This is a genomic window from Myroides injenensis M09-0166, assembly GCF_000246945.1.
GTDB classification, from domain to species: Bacteria; Bacteroidota; Bacteroidia; order Flavobacteriales; family Flavobacteriaceae; genus Flavobacterium; species Flavobacterium injenense.
Map to the genome: position 1 here is coordinate 1 of NZ_BAEX01000031.1, position 20,402 is coordinate 20,402.

Genomic DNA, 20,402 nt, shown 5'->3' on the forward strand with positions numbered 1-20,402 from the left:
TTTTTTTATTTATAATATTATTTTAAGAAAGTTTACTATGCATCTCCTTCCCACTCACTATAGAACTGAGCAAGGTAGATTTCCATAAACTTATGTCTATTCTCTGCAAGTTCTTTACCAGCTTCAGTATTCATTAAGTCTTTTAATCTTAACAACTTTTCATAAAAGTGGTTTATAGTAGTACCCTGATGTTTTTTATACTCTTCTTTTGACATTCCAAAAACTGGATCTACAGCAGGATCATAAAGTACATGATTCTTAAATCCACCATAATTAAAAGTTCTCGCGATACCAATAGCACCGATAGCATCTAATCGATCAGCATCTTGAACAATATCTAATTCTTTAGATTTAAACCTTTGCTCAAAATTTCCACCTTTAAAAGATATATTCTCTATTCCTTTCACCACATGATCAATAACGGCTTCATCAAACAATAGATTCGATAAAAGATTACGTGCTTTTATTGGACCTAAGGATTCATCTCCATTATTAAATTTACTATCTGCAATATCATGTAATAGTGCAATCAATTTAACTACAGTAAGATTTACTTCACCTTCTTTAGCTGCAATATTTAAAGCATTTCTATAAACCCTTTCAATATGAAACCAGTCATGTCCACTTTCAGCATTTCTCAATTCTTCTTTTACATAAAAAATAACTTGATCTATTCGTTTGTCCATTATATATTGTGTTGTTGTTTTTATTTTATCAGAGCTGGTCGCACCCATTTAAAAACAGCTGGCTCCTTCTCTATTACCATACGTTCAGCAATACGCGTCATTCTTGCAGGCAATTTCATTAAATAATCTCTAGCTTTCTCTGCCTCATCAGTCAACCCATTTAATGTAGATATTTGCCATCTATCAATTAATTTCTGCATAATATCAATATAATCATGCGCTGTATAAACGCCAATACGCTGTGCTGAATCAGAAAACTTTTCAAATGCATCTCCCATTTTACCTCCTGATTCTCTAATTAAATTTGCAGGCATAGTAATTTTTCGTTTCATCATATCCGTAAAAGCTAAAAGCATTTCACTTGGATCAACTTTAAAAATACGCTCTACAAATTCACTATAAGCATGATGGTGTCTCATTTCATCCCCTGCAATTAAACGACACATTTTAGATAATTTATGATCCCCATATTGTTTAGCTAATTTTGCAACTCTATTATGAGAAATATAAGTAGCTAACTCTTGAAAACTAGTGAATACAAAATTTTTATAAGGATCTCTATCTGTACCAGGATCGAATCCATCATTAATTAAATGATGTGTTGTAATCTCTATTTCTTTCATATCAACTCTTCCTGACAGATATAAATATTTATTCAATAAATCACCATGTCTATTTTCTTCACCAGTCCAATGACGAATCCATTTAGCCCATCCGTTACCACCTTCACCTTCTTTTTGCTTTACTCCTTCGACATCCATTAACCATGATTCATAAGTAGGCAAAGCTTCTTCAGTTATAGTATCACCAACAAGTACTACCCAAAAATCATAAGGTAATTCTTTGGCATATTCTCTTAGTTCTTTAACTTCATCGATGAACTCTTCTTTCTCTGAATCAGGCAATAAATCTGAAGGTTGCCATATTTTCTCAACAGGGATAAGATAATTATCGACAAAATTATCTATATTTTTTTCTAGAAATTGCATTACTTCTAGACGTACATTTTGTAATGACATAATTTAGTGTTTTTACGCCCTTTACTACTTTCGGTTTGGTTTAGTTTGTTTGAGTAATTAAGGGGATCTATTTATTGTTATTTATTTAAGTTTTGATTTAATCATTTCTTCAGATTTAGTAAAAATCTCCTCAAATGTATAGTCTGAAACTTTCATTGGCTCATGGGCATAAAGTTCAATCTTAGTAAACATTCCAAAAGGAAAATTACCAAAACGGAATAACTTCCATGAGTTATTAATTGTTAATGGCACAACATAAGCATCGGGGGCATACTTACAAAGCATTTTAACACCATTTTCCGAAAACCTTTTCAATTTACCATCTTTACTCCTAGTCCCTTCAGGAAAGATAACTCCAGAGCGGTTATATTTACTTATGTATTCTCCTAATTGTTTAATTGCAGATAATGCTTGTTTAGCATCTTTTCGATCAATAAGAACTGATCCACCGTGGGTAAGATTGTAAGAAACACTAGGAATACCTTTTCCTAACTCTTTTTTACTAACAAACTTTGGATGATTATGTCTGAAAAACCAAATAATTACAGGAATATCAAACATACTTTGATGATTAGAAATAAAAATAATAGGCTTATCTGTTGGTAATTTTTTAGTACCTCTTAAACGATAAGTTGTTCCTAAAACTGTAGTTGAAGCTAACAGCCACCATACCATGCAGTCTACCACTTTCTTATGAGCTTTATATCCAAAAAGATTAAAAGCAAGCCATTGAAGAGCATGGAATACAATCAAGACTAATAGTAGCAATACTACAAAAAGAACTGAAAAAGGGTAAGATATTATTTTTTGCATTTGCTTAATTGTTTGTAAGCAAATATACATTAAAAAAAGACCACCCTTTAGGTGGTCTTGAATTTTAGCAATATTCTTGAAAAGCTCCTTTAAGATTTTCAGCAATTATATCTGCTGGATGACCTTCAATATGATGTCTTTCTAACATATGTACTAATTCGCCATCTTTAAACAAAGCCATAGCTGGTGAAGATGGAGGAAATGGAAACATATGCTTACGAGCTGCATCAACAGCGTCTTTATCTACTCCTGCAAATACAGTTACGATATTATCTGGTTTTTTTGCACCAGATAAGCTCATAATAGCTCCTGGTCTAGCATTACGTGCCGCACATCCACAAACCGAGTTCACAACAACTAATGTTGTTCCTCCTTTTTCAATTATAGCATCTACATCTGCTGCTGTATGTAATTCTTGAAACCCTGCATCAACTAATTCTTGACGCATTGGTTGTACTATTTCTTCTGGATACATAATATTAAATCTATAATTAGGTTATTAAGCAAAGTTACATTTTTTATTAAAGATATTAAGTGTACAATTATAAAGAAATGTTATACTTTTCCTTATAACACCTTCTATGTCTTTCTATTCAACCAAATTACGATGTTTAAGATTTACAATCAGATACAAGTTATATCTGATTTAAAAGTTATACAGAACATTACCCATATTATAAAAGAGTAATTTTTCTTATATCAACTATTTCCGACTCAAAGATTAAGTAAAATCTAAGCTAGATATAAAAAAAACGATTTTACTTAATAAGTAAAATCGTTTTTTAGTTAAAATTAAAAATTATACACTATTTGTGCTGCAAAATTTCGAGGAGCAATTTCATTGATGTAACCACCTCTATAATAAGATGTATATCCAATTTTATCGAAAATATTATTGGCAAACACTCTTAAAGTTGCATTCTTATACGTATATGAAACTTGAGTATTAATAGTAGTATAATCAGGCATATCAAACGGTTTATTTCCAATCATACTTCCATGTTTATCTGGTCTTAAATTAAACTCATTTACAGGTCTCTTACCTACATAGTAAACTCCAGCACCTATTCCTAAACCTTTTAAATTACCCTGTGAAAATTTATAATTTAACCAACCATTTGCTGTGTTTTTAGCTGCATTCATTGGAGCTGAACCATTTTCATAAATTGGACTATCCTTATATTTTGCGTCTAAATATGCGTAACCAAGCATAACTTCTAGATCATTAGTAATTTTTCCTGTTACTTCTAATTCAAATCCTTTTATTTTTAAATCACCTGATTTGTGATATATCCCAGCGACAGCTTCTCCATTTTCCTGATAAACTTGAGCTAACAAATTTGAGTTTTTAACATCAAAATAAGTAATATTAACAAGCAATTGATCGCTAAACCAACTTGATTTAACACCAAATTCCCATTGTTTCGTATCTTGAGGTCCAGCAAAGCCACCATTTAAAAGTTTATTATTAGATTGTCTAAGACTTGTAGTTGTAGTATATGATCCAAACACATTTATATTTTCAATAGGTGTAACTATTAACCCAAAAATAGGATTCCAACGATCAACAGTTGCATCTTTAACATTTACTCCATTTAATCTACTATATCTTAATCCAATTAATGCAGTAATGTAATCTCCTAATTCTACATAATCCTGAGCCATAAATCCATAGGTAGGAGTTTTAACTACTGACGAACCATTATATTTAAAACTAGCATTTAGGGGGTCATTATTATCTATTGAACCTAATACATTAACAGTATCAAAAAATCCTCCTCTACCTAGTTCTTTTCCATCTTTTAATGTTGCATATTTTTCTGTCGTCACTTTTGTTTCTCTGAAATCAAATCCTACTTGGAAGGTATGTTTAGCAAACCCTGTATAAATATCTTTTCCTACAAAATCAATTTGAACAACTGCATTTTCGTCTTTACTTTGGGATTTTGATAGACCACGATTAATAAGACCAATATCATCAACACTTGTTATTTTCCCAGTATGTCTACTAATAGTTGCCCCTCTTTGATCAGCTTTATTTATAGCTTTTATAGAAGAAAAGCGCAAACTGAATTTGTCACTCAAATTTCTTTCAACTTGTAATCCATAAGTTGTAATATTTGAATCATAATAGTCTCCTTTAAAGCCTAGGAATTTATTATGCGGCATTTTATAAAGATTATTTGCTGTATCTGGTCCTAAATTAACGGTACCTTTATCAGGAACAGCATTGTTTTCTAAATGATCAAATTCAACAGTTATAGTAGTTTTATCATCTGGTTTATATGCTAAAGTTGGATTTACATAAAATTTATCACTTGCTGTATGAATTCTAAATCCATCATTTCTTTCATATGCACCATTAAATCTTATAGATAACTTTTCTTTTTCATCTAAAATTTGTTCAAAATCAACGGTTGGTCTAATTTGACCATAGCTTCCTGCTCTAAAACCTACCTCTCTTTTATTTTTAAAATTAGGAGTCTTAGTAATAACATTAATAACTCCTCCTGCAGCACCTAGTCCATTTCCTATCCCTTGTCCTAAAGATGCAGAACCTTTTAATACTTGAATACTTTCTACTCCTTGCATATCAATGATTCCCGAAGCAGTTCTAAAATCAGAATCCAAAGAAACACCATTTTTTAAAACAGGAGTTCCACGGAAACCTCGCATAGTCATACTCTCGTATATTCCACCATAACTTGCAAATTGAGTAACTCCTGCCACATTTCGTGCTGCATCTGTAATTGAAAGAGCTCCTTGGTCTTCAATTACAGCATCTGATACAATAGATATATTCTGAATCTGATCTTGAATACTTAAAGGAATTCTAGTCAAATTCTGCAATTGTCTCACATTCTTATTACTCTTTCCAAAAACAGTAATATTACTAAGCTCATTTGAAGTTTGTATTAAATTAAAATCGAAATACTCATTATCTTTAGTAATATTAATCGTTTTATTAATAGGCTGATATCCTACAAAAGATATTGTTATTTGTTTTTTCCTTTGGTTATATTTTCAATATAAAACTCTCCATTTTCATCAGATTGACTTGGCACTCCAATATCATCAATAGTTATAATGGCATAAGAAACCGGTTTGTTTTTATCATCAACTATTTTCCCTTTCAAAGTTGAAGTTTGTGCAAAACTAATAGCACAAGAACATAATATAAATAATAAAGTATTTAATATTTTCATGTTTTTTTTAAATTATTTAGACTAAATTAACTAACACAAAGTTATCTAAACAATTATTAACACAAATCATAAAAAACAAACATTAAAACAATAATAAATTATATAAACAAACAATAATTACCATTTTACTAGTAAAAAGACTTTTAAAAGTAGAAAAATGCATCTTCAATATGTTCAATGATATATTTCTTTGAAGTATTGTGAATAGCTATTATATCAAATCTTACTTCCTTATCTCTATTATTTTCTTCAATATAAGCCTTAACCGCTGATACAAGTTAATTCTTTTTTGTTTTCATAAAAAGCCTTATAAAAAGAACAAACACGATTCTATAAATTATAAAATCGTGTTTGTTGTATATTACTAACTATATCTTATCTAAGATTATTAAAATCTATATGTTAATTGAGCTGCGAAGTTTCTAGGAGCAATCTCATTGATATATCCTCCTCTGTAGTAAGAAGTATACCCAAGTTGATCAAACATATTGTTTGCAAATACCTTGATTGTTGCATTTTTATATGTATATCCTATCTGTGCATTCACAGTAGTATATTCTGGCATGTCAAATGGACGTTCATTCACATATGAACCGTGTCCATCAGACGTTCTTGTATATTCGTTAACTGGACGTTTTCCTACATAATAAACTCCTAATCCAAGTGATAAACCATTTAACTTACCATCTGTAAATTTGTAGTTTACCCATCCATTAGCACTGTGCTCTGGAGCATTCATCGGTGCTGAACCATCTACATAGTTAGGACTATCTTGGTATCTAGCTACTAAGTTGGCATACCCTAACATTACTTCTAAATTATTCGTAATCTTTCCGTTTACTTCTAATTCGAATCCATTTCTCTTAAGGCTACCTACTTTTGCGTAAGTATTAGTTCCTTTTCCATCCTGATCAATTACCTCAGCTAATAAATTATCCTGTGTGATGAAGTAGTAACTAAAGTTAACTCCTAAGTGATCATTGAACCAATTAGATTTGAATCCGAACTCAAACTGATCTGTATCTTGTGGTCCAGCAAATCCACCATCAGCCATTGCATAGTTTGATTGTCTCAAGCTAGTTGTTGTTGTATATGAAGCAAAAGTACTGATGTTCTCTTGTGGTTTGAAGATTAAACCAATTACTGGATTCCATCTATCCACTGTTGCATTCTGAGTGGTGTTTCCGTTTAATCTACTATATCTAATTCCCAATAATGCACTTAATTTATCTCCAATTTGGATATAGTCTTGTGCCATAAATCCATAAGTAGGAGTCACAGATTTAGTGTAAGGTCCTCTCTTAGCAGGTCTATATTCGATTCCATCAGGACGGTTATTATTGATATCGCCTAATACATTAATTTCATCTTGGAAAAGTTTACCATTCAAATACCCTTCATACCCGTGTGTTTCTAAACGATTCTCTCTATAGTCAAATCCTAATTGGAAGGTGTGTTTCAAAATTCCAGTGAAAATATCTTTACCTACAAAGTCTAACTGAATCACAGAGTTCCTATCATCTCTATCACTTCTTCCTAATGTTCTTTTTCTATATGCAAATTGACTCCAATCTGTAATGTTTTCTTGTTTATCCATTAGTGCAATTGAAGAATTTTCAGTATCTGTTTTGTAGATAGAGTTTACTGTAGATAATCTAACGCTTAACTTATCTGTCAATTGTCTTTCAAAACGAGCAGTGTAGTTCAACGCTTGAACGTTCATATTATCTTGTTTAAACCCTAAGAATTTATTGTGAGGCATATCATACATAGCATCTATGTAATCTGGAGCTAAGTTAACTGATCCTCTATCTGGTGTATAATCACCATATAAGTAGTCCATCTCTAATGTCAACTTCGTCTTGTCATCAATCTTCCAAGCCAACGATGGGTTAATATAGAAGTGGTCGTTATTTACGTATTTTCTCCATCCATCGTTGCGTTCATAAGCACCATTGAATCTGAAAGACACTGTTTCTTTTTTATCTAGTACTTGTTCGAAATCTAACGTAGGTCTTACTTGTCCATAACTACCTGTACGGAAACTAACCTCTCTTTTGTTTTGGAAGTTTGGCGATTTAGTGACAAGGTTAATTACCCCACCAGCAGCACCTAGTCCGTTTCCTATCCCTTGTAGAATTGCAGCAGAACCCTTAATTACCTCTAGACTCTCCACACCTTGCATATCAGCAATAGCAGAAGCAGTTCTAAAGTCTGAATCCATAGCCACACCATTTCTCAATACTGGTGTACCACGGAATCCACGTATAGACATACTCTCTTTTGCTCCACCATAAGTAGCAAACTGAGTTACCCCAGCTACGTTACGTGCAGCTTCAGTGATTGTCAATGCTCCTTGTTCTTGGATAATGTGATCTGATACAATACTGATTGATTGTACTTGATCTTGAAGTCCTAATGGCAATCTAGTTAAGTACTGTAATTTTTTTACATTTTTATTAGATCGACCATATACTGTAATATTAGCCAATTGACCATCATTCACTAATAAGAAATTAGCTACCTCATCTTTTTTAGTAACGTTAAACTCTCTAACTGATGAAGAAAACCCAATGAATGAAGCTTTAATTGATTGTTTTCCATGAGGAACATCTCTTAAAATATACTCACCGTTTTCGTTTGTCTGTGTAGTAATATTAGTATTTTCAACATAAATTGTTGCAAATGGAAGTGGTTTATTAACCTCATCTACCACTCTTCCCTTTAATGTAGAAGATTGAGCGAAGCTCCCTACTGCACAACAAGCACTAAAAAAAATTGTAGCAATTGTTCTCATAATTAAATAAATATTATTTTAGACTGATTAAAATTAAAATATTCCTACAAATGTATATTGATTCTAAATAATCAGCAAAACTTATTAAGACTTTTTAAAATAAATTACCTTATAATACACTCTTTTTAACAATAAAAAAAGATTTTTTAATCAACAAAACGCTTAATATTTTTAGAATATCATATTTTATTGCTGCAATTTATACAAACCCAAAAATTAAGCCCTAATTTCCTTGAAGTATAACTAATTATGTTATTATACTCTTCTTAGAAGAAGTAAAATGCATCTTCAATATGTTCAATGATATATTTCTGTGAAATATTGTGAATAGCTATTATATCAAATCTCACTTCCTCATCTCTATTATTTTCTTCAATGTAAGCATTAGCTGCTGATAAAAGTTTTTTAATCTTTGTCTGTTTTACGAAATCTTGAGGTAGACCAAATTCTACCGAACTCCTAGTCTTTACCTCCACGAAAATTAAAATACCTTTATACAAACACACAATATCTAATTCCAATTTTTTAAAGCGCCAGTTTCTGCATAGAATTTCATAACCTAAATTTTGCAAAAATTCCACTGCTTTATCTTCTCCAATTTTCCCAAGATCATTATGTGTTGCCATATTTAAAACTTTAGAGTCACTGCACTATCTTCAACATTTAATTCCACGGTACTACCAAATACTAATGCCCTATTTTCATCACCGTGGCCTGCTGGAAAATTAAATACTATAGGATAATTATATTCTTTTGTAATCTCTTTAATTATTGAAACAGCATCATATCCAAAAGGGATTGAATTATCGTGCATATCGGTCATCCCTCCTATGATTAGTCCTTTTAAATTGCTTAGCAAATCGTTTCGCTTAAGATTATACATCATACGGTCAATATGATAAAGGTACTCATCTAAATCTTCGATAAACAAAATCTTATTATCAGTGGTAATTGCTGACTTCGAGCCTAATAAACTATAAATAATTGACAAGTTTCCTCCTATTAATTCACCTTGTCCATAACCGTTTCTATTATCTTCACTACTTTCAATTTTATACTCTAATTCCTCTCCAAATAAAGCTTTTCGCAAAGATGATTTAGATTCCTCTGTAGCATTAGGTACGCTGAAAGCCATAATAGCATGAATAGTTTCCACTTTAAGATTGTGAATATGATTATGCAAAACTGTAACATCACTAAAACCTATAAGCCATTTTGGATGCTTAAGCAATAAACTAAAATCAATCTTATCTATTATACGAACTGTCCCATATCCACCCCTAGCACACCATATTGCTTTTATAGATGGATCAGCTAACTGTTGATTAAAATCATTGGCTCTCTCTTCATCACTACCGCCTAATTGAAAGTTATCCAAGCCAATTGTATTACCTAAAATTGGTATTAATCCCCAAGATTCTAAAAGAGATATTGCAGGTTGTGCCTCTTCGATGCTAAACTTTCTAGCTGTACAAACAATTACAACTTTATCCCCTCTTTTTAAAAACTCTGGTTTTATCATTTCTATAAATATTTTCTTTAAAAATTAAATCTCAATTGAACAGCTATTGGCTTCTTACTAGCTTCAGTATTTAAATTAGATACCGCTACTCCTATGAGTCGAACAGAATCTTTTAACTTTTCTTGATATAAAAGTTCCTTTACTTTATCTAAAATAAGCTCGCGATCAGAAATATAATAGGGTACAGTAGCACTTCTTGTCTGCTGACTAAAATCCGAATACTTCAATTTCAAAGTTATTGTCTTTCCAGCAACATTTTGTTTTTTTAAGCGTAAACCTAATTCTTCGACAATTAAATCTAGTCTTTCCATTAAAAACACTTCAGAAGATAAATTCTCATCAAATGTTCGCTCTGTTCCTACAGATTTAATTTTACGATTAGGTTGTACTGGTGACTCATGTACTCCCCTTACAATATTATAATAATCAGTTCCTGCTTTACCAAAATGAGTAACTAAAAAATCTAAAGACTTTTCTTTTAAATCTTTCCCTGTAAAAATGCCAAAGTGATACATCTTCTCAGCTGTTTTTTTCCCTATCCCAAAAAACTTTTTAATCTCTAGATTTTCTAAAAATTCAATTACCTCATCAGGATTAATAGTTTTCTGTCCATTAGGTTTATTATAGTCACTAGCAATTTTTGCCAGAAACTTATTAATGGAAATACCCGCTGAGGCAGTTAACTGCAATCGCTCATAAATCTTCTTTCTAATTTCATAAGCGATTAATGTAGCACTAGGACAATTAATTTTATTCTTTGTTACATCTAAGAAAGCCTCGTCAAGTGACAATGGCTCAACTAAATCTGTATACTCATGAAATATTTTTCTTATTTCTCGTGAAATTTCTTTATATCTATCAAATCTTGGCTTCACAAATATTAAATGTGGACATCTTTTTTTAGCAAGAACTCCACTGATAGCACTCCTCACACCGAATTCCCTAGCTTCATAACTTGCCGCTGCCACTACACCTCTCTCACTACTTCCACCTACCGCAATCGCCTTTCCTCTAAGTTCAGGAAAGTCTAATTGTTCTACTGAAGCATAAAAAGCATCCATATCAATATGTATTATTTTGCGATTCATACTCTGCTACTTAACTACGAATCGAATTTACAAGAAAATTAAATGTTCTATAAAAAAATATTATCATTTTTAAAGTTTTATACCTGCTCTAACTTATCTTTTTTTATAAATTTGTAAGAGCTATGAAGAAAATTGAAAAAGATTTAAGAATAATACTCTTTTTTAGAGAGATATTAGCTGAAAATCTATAAGTAATTCATAACTAACAACTTTTGAAAAACAAGTATAAAAATTACCATTATTAATGAATGACTTTTTAGCACAGGCATTTATCTTTTTATTTGCCGCAGTTGTTTGTGTACTCATCTCTAAAAAATTAGGTATGGGTTCCGTATTAGGATACCTATTTGCTGGGGTATTAATAGGTCCTTTTGTTCTAAAATTTGTTGGTAACGACGGAGCTGACATTATGCATGCTACCGAATTCGGTGTTGTTATGATGTTATTCCTTGTTGGTTTAGAATTAGATCCTAAAGAATTTTGGAAAATTAAAAACGAGATAATTGGCCTCGGTACAGCACAAGCATTAGGTACCACTGCTATCATTGCAGCCATTGCCAGATGGGGATTTGACCTTAGCATAGGTACTTCCATCACAATGGGATTTGTGGTTACAATGTCTTCTACTGCAATTATTTTGCAAACCATTTCTGAACGGGGGTTAAACAAATCTAATGCTGGTAAATCTAGTTTTGCCGTTCTACTCTTCCAAGATATTATGGTAATCCCTATGATGGCAATTATCCCATTACTAGCCGTTGGTTCACAAACGCCAATTGCTACAAATAGTGATAGCTGGTTAGATGGTGCTCCTGTTATCATGAAAACACTTGCAATACTTGGTGCAATCTCTGTAATTTTCTTAGTGGGTAATTATATTGTTAATCCTTTATTCAAATCAGTAGGAAGATTAAAAATTAGAGAGATTTATACAGCATCTGCTTTGCTTTTAGTGATTGGAGTATCATTATTAATGCAACAAGTAGGACTGAGTCCTGCATTAGGAGCTTTTATTGCTGGTGTTGTATTAGCTAATAACCCTTATAAGCATCAATTAGAAAGCGATATTGAGCCTTTTAAAGCGCTCTTACTTGGGATATTCTTTATTGCAGTTGGTTCAACTATCAACTTTGGTATTATTATTAATCAACCATTAATGATATTAGGACTATTAGTAGGGACAATGAGTATCAAAGCTCTTGTTTTGCTAGCAATAGGTAAATGGAAAAAATTCCCTAAAGATCAATCTTTCTTATTTGCCATCTTGCTTTCACAAATAGGAGAATTTGCCTTTGTTATTTTAGCTTTAGGAAAAACTATTAACCTTATATCCCAAGAGTGGTATGACTATCTATTAGCAACAACGGCTTTATCAATGGTTGTTACACCAATATTATTATTGCTCAATGAGAAGTGGATTGCTCCTTATTTAGGGCTTACTCCTTCTACTTCAGAAAAACAAGAATATGATGACTTATCACATATTAGTGCTGAGAAAAAAATAGTAATTGCTGGATTTGGTGATTTTGGAAACACTATTGGTAGATTATTACAAGCTAATAATATTCCAATTCTAGTATTAGATAATGACGCAGAGAGAGTAGATCACTTACGAAAACTAGGTTTTAATGTTTACTACGGTGATGCGACTTCTATAAATATTTTAAAGTCAATAGGTGTTGACCAAGCTGACTACGTAATTGCTGCAATGGATCCACCAGAAGTAAACCAACAGTTAGTGGAAATATTACGTAAAAATTTCCCTTCTGTAGAAGTAATTGTTCGTGCAAAAAATCGTAAAAATGCCTACGAATATTTACAAGAAGGACTTACAGAAGTTTATCGTGAGACATTCTTTACCGCTGTATATGTAGGAGCAGTAATGCTTGAAAAACTAGGGTTTAGTCATGAAGAGGCTCGTACACAAAGTGAACTTTTTATTACTAGTGATCGTGCATCTCTACGAAAATTAGCAAAAAATATACACAACCTCGAAGATTACATTAATGTTTCGAGACTTGAATTTGCTGAACAATCTGAAATGCTAAAAAACAATTTGACCGAAAAAAGAAATAAAAATCATCACGAATAAATTATTAAAGCCTGCAAATGCAGGCTTTAATTTTATAACAAAGTCATTAAACAAATATAACAGATACAATAGGAGTCAAAGACATCAATATATAATGACTTCAGTATTGTAGTAATTTGATGCGCAATGTAAGTAAGTTCATTCCATAATTAATCCATTGTGACACTATTAAAACAAGGGGAATTAATAGAGACACTATGGACTCACCATGGACTCACTATGGACGCACCCGCCAGAATCACTAGTCCTTTTATGACTGTACAAGTTTTGTTTTTTGTTTATTAGTTTTATAATAATTCTTCCATCTCTTAGTTAAGACACCTGTTCTTAAATGTGCCTGATTAGGAGTTAATCTATCACAACTATCGTGTGGTCTAATTTGATTATAAGCATTTATACTGTTTTTAATTTTTTCAACAGTTCCTTGATAGCCTAAATTTGAATAATTTAGATTAAACTCTCCTTTAATAATACCATTTACACGTTCTGCTATTGCGTTGTCTCTTGGCTCTCCGCATTGTGTAGTACTAATAGATATGTTATTTTCTAGTAATAATTTAGTGTATATGCTACTACAGTATTGACAACCTCTATCTGAATGATGAATAAGTTTCCCTGTATACATTCTGTTATTTAACGCCATTTTTAATGCCTGTATACATCCATTAGTAGTTAAATCTAGACTAAAACTATATCCCATTATCTTGTGAGAATAAGCATCTGTGATCAAGCTTAAATATCCCCAAGTACTATTTAATCTTATATATGTTATATCACTTACCCAAAATTGTTCTGGTCGAGTAACTTCTACTGCGTTATACAGATCCGAGTATTGACCTCTCCAAGCTCTTGAATCTGTTGTATATGCTTTTCGTTTACGTTGTCTAACTAACATTTTATGACTATCTAATAAATCAAACAGATAATCTCTTCCTATACTTATATTATGAGAACTTAGGCGCCCTTCCAGCATATGTTGGAGCTTGCGAGTTCCTACTCTTGGTAGAATAGCTCTAATTTTTAAAACCTCTTGCAGGATAATCTCATCTTTGATAGATTGATGTTCATACCTATCTATTGACTGATAATAAGCACTTCGAGTTTTACCAAACAATTGACATATCTTTCCTATTCCCTTTCTTGGGTATAAGAGCTTTACTTCTTCAACTGTTTGGAACCAGACTTTTTTCTGATATCAATATCTAAACTTTTTTCTGCTACATCAATTAATGTATTTAAGGCAACTATTTTGAATTGTGCTTCTGCTAATGCTTTTTTTAAAGCTTTAACTTCTAAAGATTCTGAATTGGATATTTTATCTTCCATAAGTCTTGGAATAATAGGTTCATTACAAATATCAATATTTTTATTGTAATTATCTAACAACCAATTATTTATTGTATTAACACTTTCTACATCATATGCTATACAAGCTTCTTTAGGTGTCATTTTATGCTCTGTAATACTATGAACTACTTGACGTTTAAGGCTTTCTGAATAAACTTTATTCTTACGTGTGGAGTGGTATTCTCTACTAGCGTACTTTTTAACCCATAAGTTTACTGTAGATCTATTTAGATCGTATTTACGGATTACTGAATTCTGACTTGCTCCTTGCTCTACTTCTTGAACGATTTGTGCGATAAATTTTAAGTGATAACGCTCTTTTGTCTTTTGTGTTTTTTTTGGATTTGTTCCCATCTGTTAATCTTTTTAAAACTGTACAGTTTTTTTAGGACGGGTCACCCCTATTGTACTGACATTTTATATAAGCGAGGAAAGAGATTTACTATATAAACAACTGTTCCGTGTAATTCTCAAAAGTCATCAAACAAAAAAAGGGGCACGTCAATTCCGTACCCCTATTTTTTTAAAATAAATTATTTAATTTTTATCTTCTTTCTTTTCTTCTTTTTTCCCAGTACTTAAATTACTAGGGTTCTCTACGACACTATTCGATGTTGGTAAAAAGAACTCAACAGGAAAACTTTTAAAATATTTCCATGTTGCTTTACCAAGCTCTTTAGTCTCTTTTAAAGGGATATTTCGAGAGCGGAATGCTAATAATAACGAAAGTGAGAAACTTACCATAAAGTTCATAAAACCTATTAACCACATCCCTACAAAAGCCCAAATCAACATAGATGTAGGCGCAGTAAACCCAGATCCGTACCACCCTAATGCAATGTTACCACTGACAAAAGTGATATGTCGTATATCTATTCCTAATCCTATAAATGCACCAATGGTACCACACGTTCCCATAAAAATACCAAACCAAACATTAGACATAATACCTGGCCATTTATTCTCAACCCATTTTGCAAGTTTATTAGTTTTATTAATTCCTAAGTTACGTTTTAACCATGGATGCTCCTGTATACGGTAATATACTTGATTGTGTTTATTCTTATTGGAGATATTCCCAGAGATAATACCTGACAAGAATAAAAAGATACCTGCAATTCCTGCGTGAAATAACGCACGAGATTCAATAGGGTCTGCATCTACTAGCATTGTTTGCCATCCATGTTCAGCAATATTCATCCCGAACAACATATCAATTCCCCATATTAATAACATCGCTACAGGAAATGCTAAGATAACGTTACCTATAAATGCTATAAACTGAGATCTAAATAATCGGGCAAATAATTTGGCAAATCCAACGTGCTTTTCTCCACTCTCTAAGTGTTTCTTTCTTCCATCTTCTATTGCCTTGATAATCGTGGCTGCAGTCATCGCTGGCTGCTTTGTAGCAAGGGTAAATCCTAATAAATAAATTAAACAGAATCCTAATGCATAATTTAAACTATAAAGCAATGCGTGTCCAAAAGCACTAACATCAGCAGCATGCGCATATACTTTAAGAATACACATAAAACCTACGACAATCCCTGCTCCCATTGAGCCTTTAAACATTGACCAATATTCGCTTGCAGAATTTGTTATATAATGCTCTCCTGTCTTAGCAGTATGCTGTGTAATCTCATAAGATATTAATTGCGTACTTTCTTTTACTAATCCTGTTACATTATATTTATAACAATTATATTCAATTTGCCTTCTAGCAAGATCGATTGTTTTTAGTTTTTTCTCTTCATCGGTATCGTTTTCTAATACCATTATATTAATGAGAATTTCAATACGTTGTAACTGTTGTCTTAAGCGCAATAAACTCTGATTTACCTTGATCGAAATACCGTATTTTGAACTGTTTTTAAAAGCCTGATTTACAAATTCAATACACTGCTTATGAAGAATTACTATTTGCTTATAGTTAATATCCGATCGCAATAGAAACTGTATCTCGCCATTTCTGATACTTTGCTCTACCGCCATAAACTCATTCTCTAATGCTAGAAAAGGACTCTCTAAATGAGAGTATTCAGGCACCATTCGAATAATTGCACTTTCCATTGCTCTACCACTCATACGTTGAGCGATTAAACCAATAGAAATCATTAATTCACTTAATACTGAGCCTTCCTTCGTATTTTCAAATATACCTTTGAACTGTAATAACCCTAGCAAATCTAGTAATTGAGCATCAGGAATTAAATCAATCCACTGTGCATCTGTATGTTTATAAAAAACTTGATTTAAAATATATTCATACGTATCTTTATCAGGTTGATATGGTAATACCTTAGCCCATAATCTTTTTTTGACCTCATAAAAGAAATCGGAATCTTGTAGTATACCTGCATCTGAAACCATGCGACTAAAACGACGATTTGATAATAATTCTGCTAAGTAATTCATCAAAGCAATTCGCTCAAGTTCGTGTGTTTTTAAATATGCTAACAAAGCATCAATCGATACTCTTTTGACCTTTTTGACATTCTTTGGTCGAAAGATATGGACTAAATCAACTATGAAAGATAAATCATCATTTGCATATACTTTTCCGTCTATTACATATTTATTGAAAAGTTCCTCAATGCCGTGAGGCGATTGTAACATATGTCTTAATTTCATTAAAAAATCTTTCTATTATTTTATTAATAATTACGCAAGAATTCACTTATTTTGGTATAAAAATACACTTTTATTCGAAAACTCTATGATAGAAATTGAAAGAAAATTTTTACTTAACAATAAAAATTTTGTCCAACAAGCCTACAAATATAACCATATTGCTCAAGGTTATTTAAACTCGAATCCTGAAAGAACTGTGCGAATCAGAATTAAAGATCAACAAGCCTATATTACAATCAAAGGCAAAAGTAATCAAGCAGGCACTAGCCGATTTGAATGGGAAAAAGAAATACCATTAGAGGAAGGTAAACAACTAATTTCGCTATGTGAAGATTTTATTATTGAGAAAACAAGATATCTCGTAAAATCAAATCATCATATCTTCGAAATAGACGTATTTCATGGAAAAAATGAGGGATTAATAATGGCCGAAATTGAACTTCAAAATGAAAATGAAGACTTTGAAAAACCAGAATGGTTAGGAAAAGAAGTAACTGGTGATAAGAGATATTACAATTCTTATTTATCAACTACGCCCTATAAAAATTGGTAGAGGGATTACTTTTTTAAAATCTTTATATCCACATTTAATAAACCATGATCCTTATTATCTGTAATACGCATAAAGGCCTTTTTTGATAAATCGATTTCTCTCCCTTTTACAAAAGGGCCTCTATCATTGATTTTTACTTTTACAGATTTTTTATTTTTTTTATTCGTGACGCGAACAACTGTTCCAAAAGGTAGTGACTTATGTGCGGCGGTTAACCTCGAATTGTGGAATTTTTCCCCACTTGCTGTACGCCTTCCATTAAATTTTTTGTGGTAATAACTTGCAACAACATTGTTTTTATAATTTCCTTTTTCTGAATTAAAAGCACTTTTTGAACTATTACAGCTTATTAAAAAAACAGAAAAGAGCAGTGTTAGGCAAATAGATTTTAATAGATGTTTAGTTCTCACTACTTGTTAGTTTTTCAATTTTTACATCTAAAACACCACGAGCCTTGTTATCCGTTAATTCAAAAAAAGCTTGTTTTGAAAGATCTATTCCACGCCCTTTTACGAAAGGACCTCTATCGGTAATTGTGAGTATTACTGATCGTTTATTTTTAACATTAGTTACCTTTACTTTTGTCCCAAAAGGCAATGTTCTATGGGCTGCAGTGTATTTTTTATTATCAAAGACTACTCCACTAGCTGTTTTTTTACCAGTAAATTTATCGTGATAATAAGATGCTTTTGTTTCCTCATCCACTAGTTCCAAATCATCATCTTCTTCGTCATCAAATACAATCGAATCATTAAATTCTCTTAAGGTATCAGCTGAGATAACTGGTACTAAATTTTTAATATGATTGTCTTTAAATACAATATTCCCTGATGTAAAACTGTACATCATAAAAACAACCAAAATAAATAGATAACTTTTAAATTTCATACTTCCGATTATTGAAGAGCCGATATTTATAGGCAATAAATATACCAAACAAAAAAAGGAGCTCAACATGAGCTCCTTTAGTCAATATATAATTCTAATTTATGCAAATAAACTTGGTAACCACATTTTCCAAGGAATTCTTGATAAAAGCAAGATTAAACCTAACGTATAAAAAATAGCGAATTTCTTAAACTTAGCTTTACTATCTGTAGCCTTTTTATGTTTAGACCAACCAATTGTAATTAATACAATAGCAATAATATTAACCAATGGATGCTCTACAGCATATAATCTTAATAAAGGATCTTTCATTGCTACACCAAAACTTTGAACCATTGGTGAAACAAAATAAAGAATCAATCCTAGTAATAATTGAATGTGACAAAAAATCAATCCAAATAAACCTAACTTTCTATCTTTTTCAGTAAACTCTCTGTTTGTCGCAAGACCTGAAAAAGCATTGATAACTACTATCAAAAGAAAAATAAGAGCTAAATATGCAACTCCTGAATGTGCTTGTTTAATAATATTGTAAAACATATTGATGTTATTAGTTTATACGCAAATATACTTAAAACTCTTATAAGGCAATCTCACCTCTTTTTCTTTAAAATGAATCTTAATAAGGATTTTAAAAACGGTAATCAATTATAAATCAACAAGATAAAATAGCTCTGACAATTAATAGAAAAAGAATCAATAGTTTTTTTAAAACTTTTAACTTATTGAGAATAGAAACAACCACTTGATTATAAGTAAAATAAATAAAAAAAGATATATTTAGGTATTCAAAGATTATACATTAGATGCTTATTCTTAAAACATACATAATTCCTGTTTTCATAATTACTATTGTTCTTTCCTTAGTAATGATCGATGTATTTGTATTGGTGATCCCAATACTCTCTGTCTTGATATATGCTATCTACTTTTATTCATTTAAAAGACATGAATTTTATTTTATCAAAAACAATAAAATAAATCTATATAAACTAGGCTTTATCATTCTCTTTATAAATTCAATGATGGCAATGACATTAAGATTTATCATTCAAAAAATATTTTAGCTATGTCACACCATTTTGAATTAGATAGTTTAATCTATGAAGTAAATAATAAGAAAATATTGCAGAACATTTACCTATGTGGTAAGACAAATGATATTATTGGAATTACAGGAAGGAATGGTAGTGGTAAATCATCGTTGCTGAAAATACTATTTGGAACTGTAAAAGCCACTCAACTTTTTATAAATATTGATAATAATGTGATTTTAAAGAGAGATAAGTTAAGTAACTATTTTAGCTATAAGCCACAATTTATAATGTTTCCTAAACACGTTAAAATAAAAGATATCGTTTCTAAAGACGTAATAGATCTTATGGAGTTACATTTCAATATAAACACAAAAATCAGCACCCTATCAAATGGTGAGCAACAACTTATACAAACACTATATGTATTAAATCTACCTCAACCCTTTTGTTTATTAGATGAACCTTTTGTAGCCGTTTCTCCTATAATACGAGAAAAATTATCGCATTATATACAAGAAAAAGCAAAGTCTAAAATGATAATAATAGTTGACCATGCAACAGAATATTTAGAAAAAACATGTACTGTTATTTATAATTTAGACGAAGGGACTCTTAGACATAAATAATTCTATTATCTACCAATACAATTACCTATAACAACATTTCGCATTAAAAATAAAACTAATAAAAAAAGGACTTTGAATAAATATCAAAGCCCTT

The 20,402-nt window shown here is 31.2% G+C and carries 19 protein-coding genes; 3 read left to right on the plus strand and 16 right to left on the minus strand.

Features of this window, described 5'->3' with window-relative positions; genetic code table 11:
• Positions 1-35: 35 nt before the first annotated feature.
• The 10 genes from RH98_RS06745 to dinB all read right to left on the minus strand — a co-directional run bounded on the left by RH98_RS06745 (position 36) and on the right by dinB (position 11,131).
• A complete protein-coding gene (locus RH98_RS06745; RefSeq protein ID WP_010252242.1) occupies positions 36-686 on the minus strand; it encodes an HD domain-containing protein in 651 nt (216 codons plus the stop codon).
• Positions 687-706: 20 nt separating this feature from the next.
• Entirely contained in the window at positions 707-1,705 is a 999-nt protein-coding gene (locus RH98_RS06750; RefSeq protein WP_010252245.1) for an acyl-ACP desaturase, read from the minus strand.
• Positions 1,706-1,786: 81 nt separating this feature from the next.
• On the minus strand, positions 1,787-2,518 hold the full coding sequence (locus RH98_RS06755) for a lysophospholipid acyltransferase family protein (RefSeq protein ID WP_010252247.1): 732 nt from the start codon (positions 2,516-2,518) through the stop codon (positions 1,787-1,789).
• Between the two features lie 64 nt (positions 2,519-2,582).
• Positions 2,583-2,993, minus strand: a complete 411-nt coding sequence (locus RH98_RS06760; protein WP_010252249.1) for a BrxA/BrxB family bacilliredoxin — start codon at positions 2,991-2,993, stop codon at positions 2,583-2,585.
• 317 nt (positions 2,994-3,310) lie between these two features.
• Positions 3,311-5,359, minus strand: a complete 2,049-nt coding sequence (locus tag RH98_RS06765; RefSeq protein ID WP_237717515.1) for a TonB-dependent siderophore receptor — start codon at positions 5,357-5,359, stop codon at positions 3,311-3,313.
• Between the two features lie 155 nt (positions 5,360-5,514).
• Positions 5,515-5,724, minus strand: coding sequence for a carboxypeptidase-like regulatory domain-containing protein (locus RH98_RS16030; RefSeq protein WP_010252253.1), 210 nt, complete (start codon positions 5,722-5,724; stop codon positions 5,515-5,517).
• A 388-nt stretch (positions 5,725-6,112) separates the two neighbouring features.
• Positions 6,113-8,521: a TonB-dependent receptor gene (locus RH98_RS06770; protein ID WP_010252262.1), complete on the minus strand. Its 2,409-nt coding sequence runs from the start codon at positions 8,519-8,521 to the stop codon at positions 6,113-6,115.
• A 266-nt stretch (positions 8,522-8,787) separates the two neighbouring features.
• A complete protein-coding gene (locus RH98_RS06775; protein WP_010252264.1) occupies positions 8,788-9,147 on the minus strand; it encodes a YraN family protein in 360 nt (119 codons plus the stop codon).
• 2 nt (positions 9,148-9,149) lie between these two features.
• On the minus strand, positions 9,150-10,043 hold the full coding sequence (locus tag RH98_RS06780) for a S66 peptidase family protein (protein ID WP_010252266.1): 894 nt from the start codon (positions 10,041-10,043) through the stop codon (positions 9,150-9,152).
• Positions 10,044-10,060: 17 nt separating this feature from the next.
• Complete coding sequence (gene dinB / locus RH98_RS06785) at positions 10,061-11,131, minus strand: DNA polymerase IV (RefSeq protein ID WP_026038774.1); 1,071 nt, start codon at positions 11,129-11,131, stop codon at positions 10,061-10,063.
• Positions 11,132-11,375: 244 nt separating this feature from the next.
• On the opposite strand from dinB, the gene RH98_RS06790 reads away from it, so the two are divergent.
• Positions 11,376-13,223, plus strand: coding sequence for a monovalent cation:proton antiporter-2 (CPA2) family protein (locus RH98_RS06790; protein ID WP_010252271.1), 1,848 nt, complete (start codon positions 11,376-11,378; stop codon positions 13,221-13,223).
• A gap of 250 nt (positions 13,224-13,473) precedes the next feature.
• Here RH98_RS06790 and RH98_RS06795 read toward each other — a convergent pair whose 3' ends face one another.
• The 3 genes from RH98_RS06795 to RH98_RS06805 form a co-directional block, all read right to left on the minus strand.
• Positions 13,474-14,355, minus strand: a complete 882-nt coding sequence (locus RH98_RS06795) for an IS3 family transposase (RefSeq protein ID WP_026038775.1) — start codon at positions 14,353-14,355, stop codon at positions 13,474-13,476.
• Positions 14,356-14,378: 23 nt separating this feature from the next.
• Complete coding sequence (locus tag RH98_RS15220; protein ID WP_010252275.1) at positions 14,379-14,924, minus strand: transposase; 546 nt, start codon at positions 14,922-14,924, stop codon at positions 14,379-14,381.
• A gap of 183 nt (positions 14,925-15,107) precedes the next feature.
• On the minus strand, positions 15,108-17,189 hold the full coding sequence (locus RH98_RS06805) for a transporter-like protein (protein WP_026038776.1): 2,082 nt from the start codon (positions 17,187-17,189) through the stop codon (positions 15,108-15,110).
• A 100-nt stretch (positions 17,190-17,289) separates the two neighbouring features.
• Between RH98_RS06805 and RH98_RS06810 the strand changes: the two genes are divergently transcribed.
• Entirely contained in the window at positions 17,290-17,757 is a 468-nt protein-coding gene (locus RH98_RS06810; RefSeq protein WP_010252278.1) for a CYTH domain-containing protein, read from the plus strand.
• Positions 17,758-17,762: 5 nt separating this feature from the next.
• On the opposite strand, the gene RH98_RS06815 is transcribed toward RH98_RS06810, so the two are convergent.
• The 3 genes from RH98_RS06815 to RH98_RS06825 all read right to left on the minus strand — a co-directional run bounded on the left by RH98_RS06815 (position 17,763) and on the right by RH98_RS06825 (position 19,185).
• Positions 17,763-18,167 carry a septal ring lytic transglycosylase RlpA family protein gene (locus RH98_RS06815; RefSeq protein ID WP_010252280.1) on the minus strand — a complete coding sequence of 135 codons (405 nt, stop codon included), beginning with the start codon at positions 18,165-18,167 and terminating at the stop codon, positions 17,763-17,765.
• A complete protein-coding gene (locus tag RH98_RS06820; RefSeq protein ID WP_010252282.1) occupies positions 18,157-18,645 on the minus strand; it encodes a septal ring lytic transglycosylase RlpA family protein in 489 nt (162 codons plus the stop codon). The genes RH98_RS06815 and RH98_RS06820 overlap by 11 nt, the downstream gene beginning before the upstream one ends.
• A gap of 99 nt (positions 18,646-18,744) precedes the next feature.
• On the minus strand, positions 18,745-19,185 hold the full coding sequence (locus tag RH98_RS06825; protein WP_010252283.1) for a hypothetical protein: 441 nt from the start codon (positions 19,183-19,185) through the stop codon (positions 18,745-18,747).
• A 529-nt stretch (positions 19,186-19,714) separates the two neighbouring features.
• On the opposite strand from RH98_RS06825, the gene RH98_RS06830 reads away from it, so the two are divergent.
• Complete coding sequence (locus RH98_RS06830; protein ID WP_010252284.1) at positions 19,715-20,308, plus strand: ATP-binding cassette domain-containing protein; 594 nt, start codon at positions 19,715-19,717, stop codon at positions 20,306-20,308.
• Positions 20,309-20,402 lie beyond the last annotated feature (94 nt).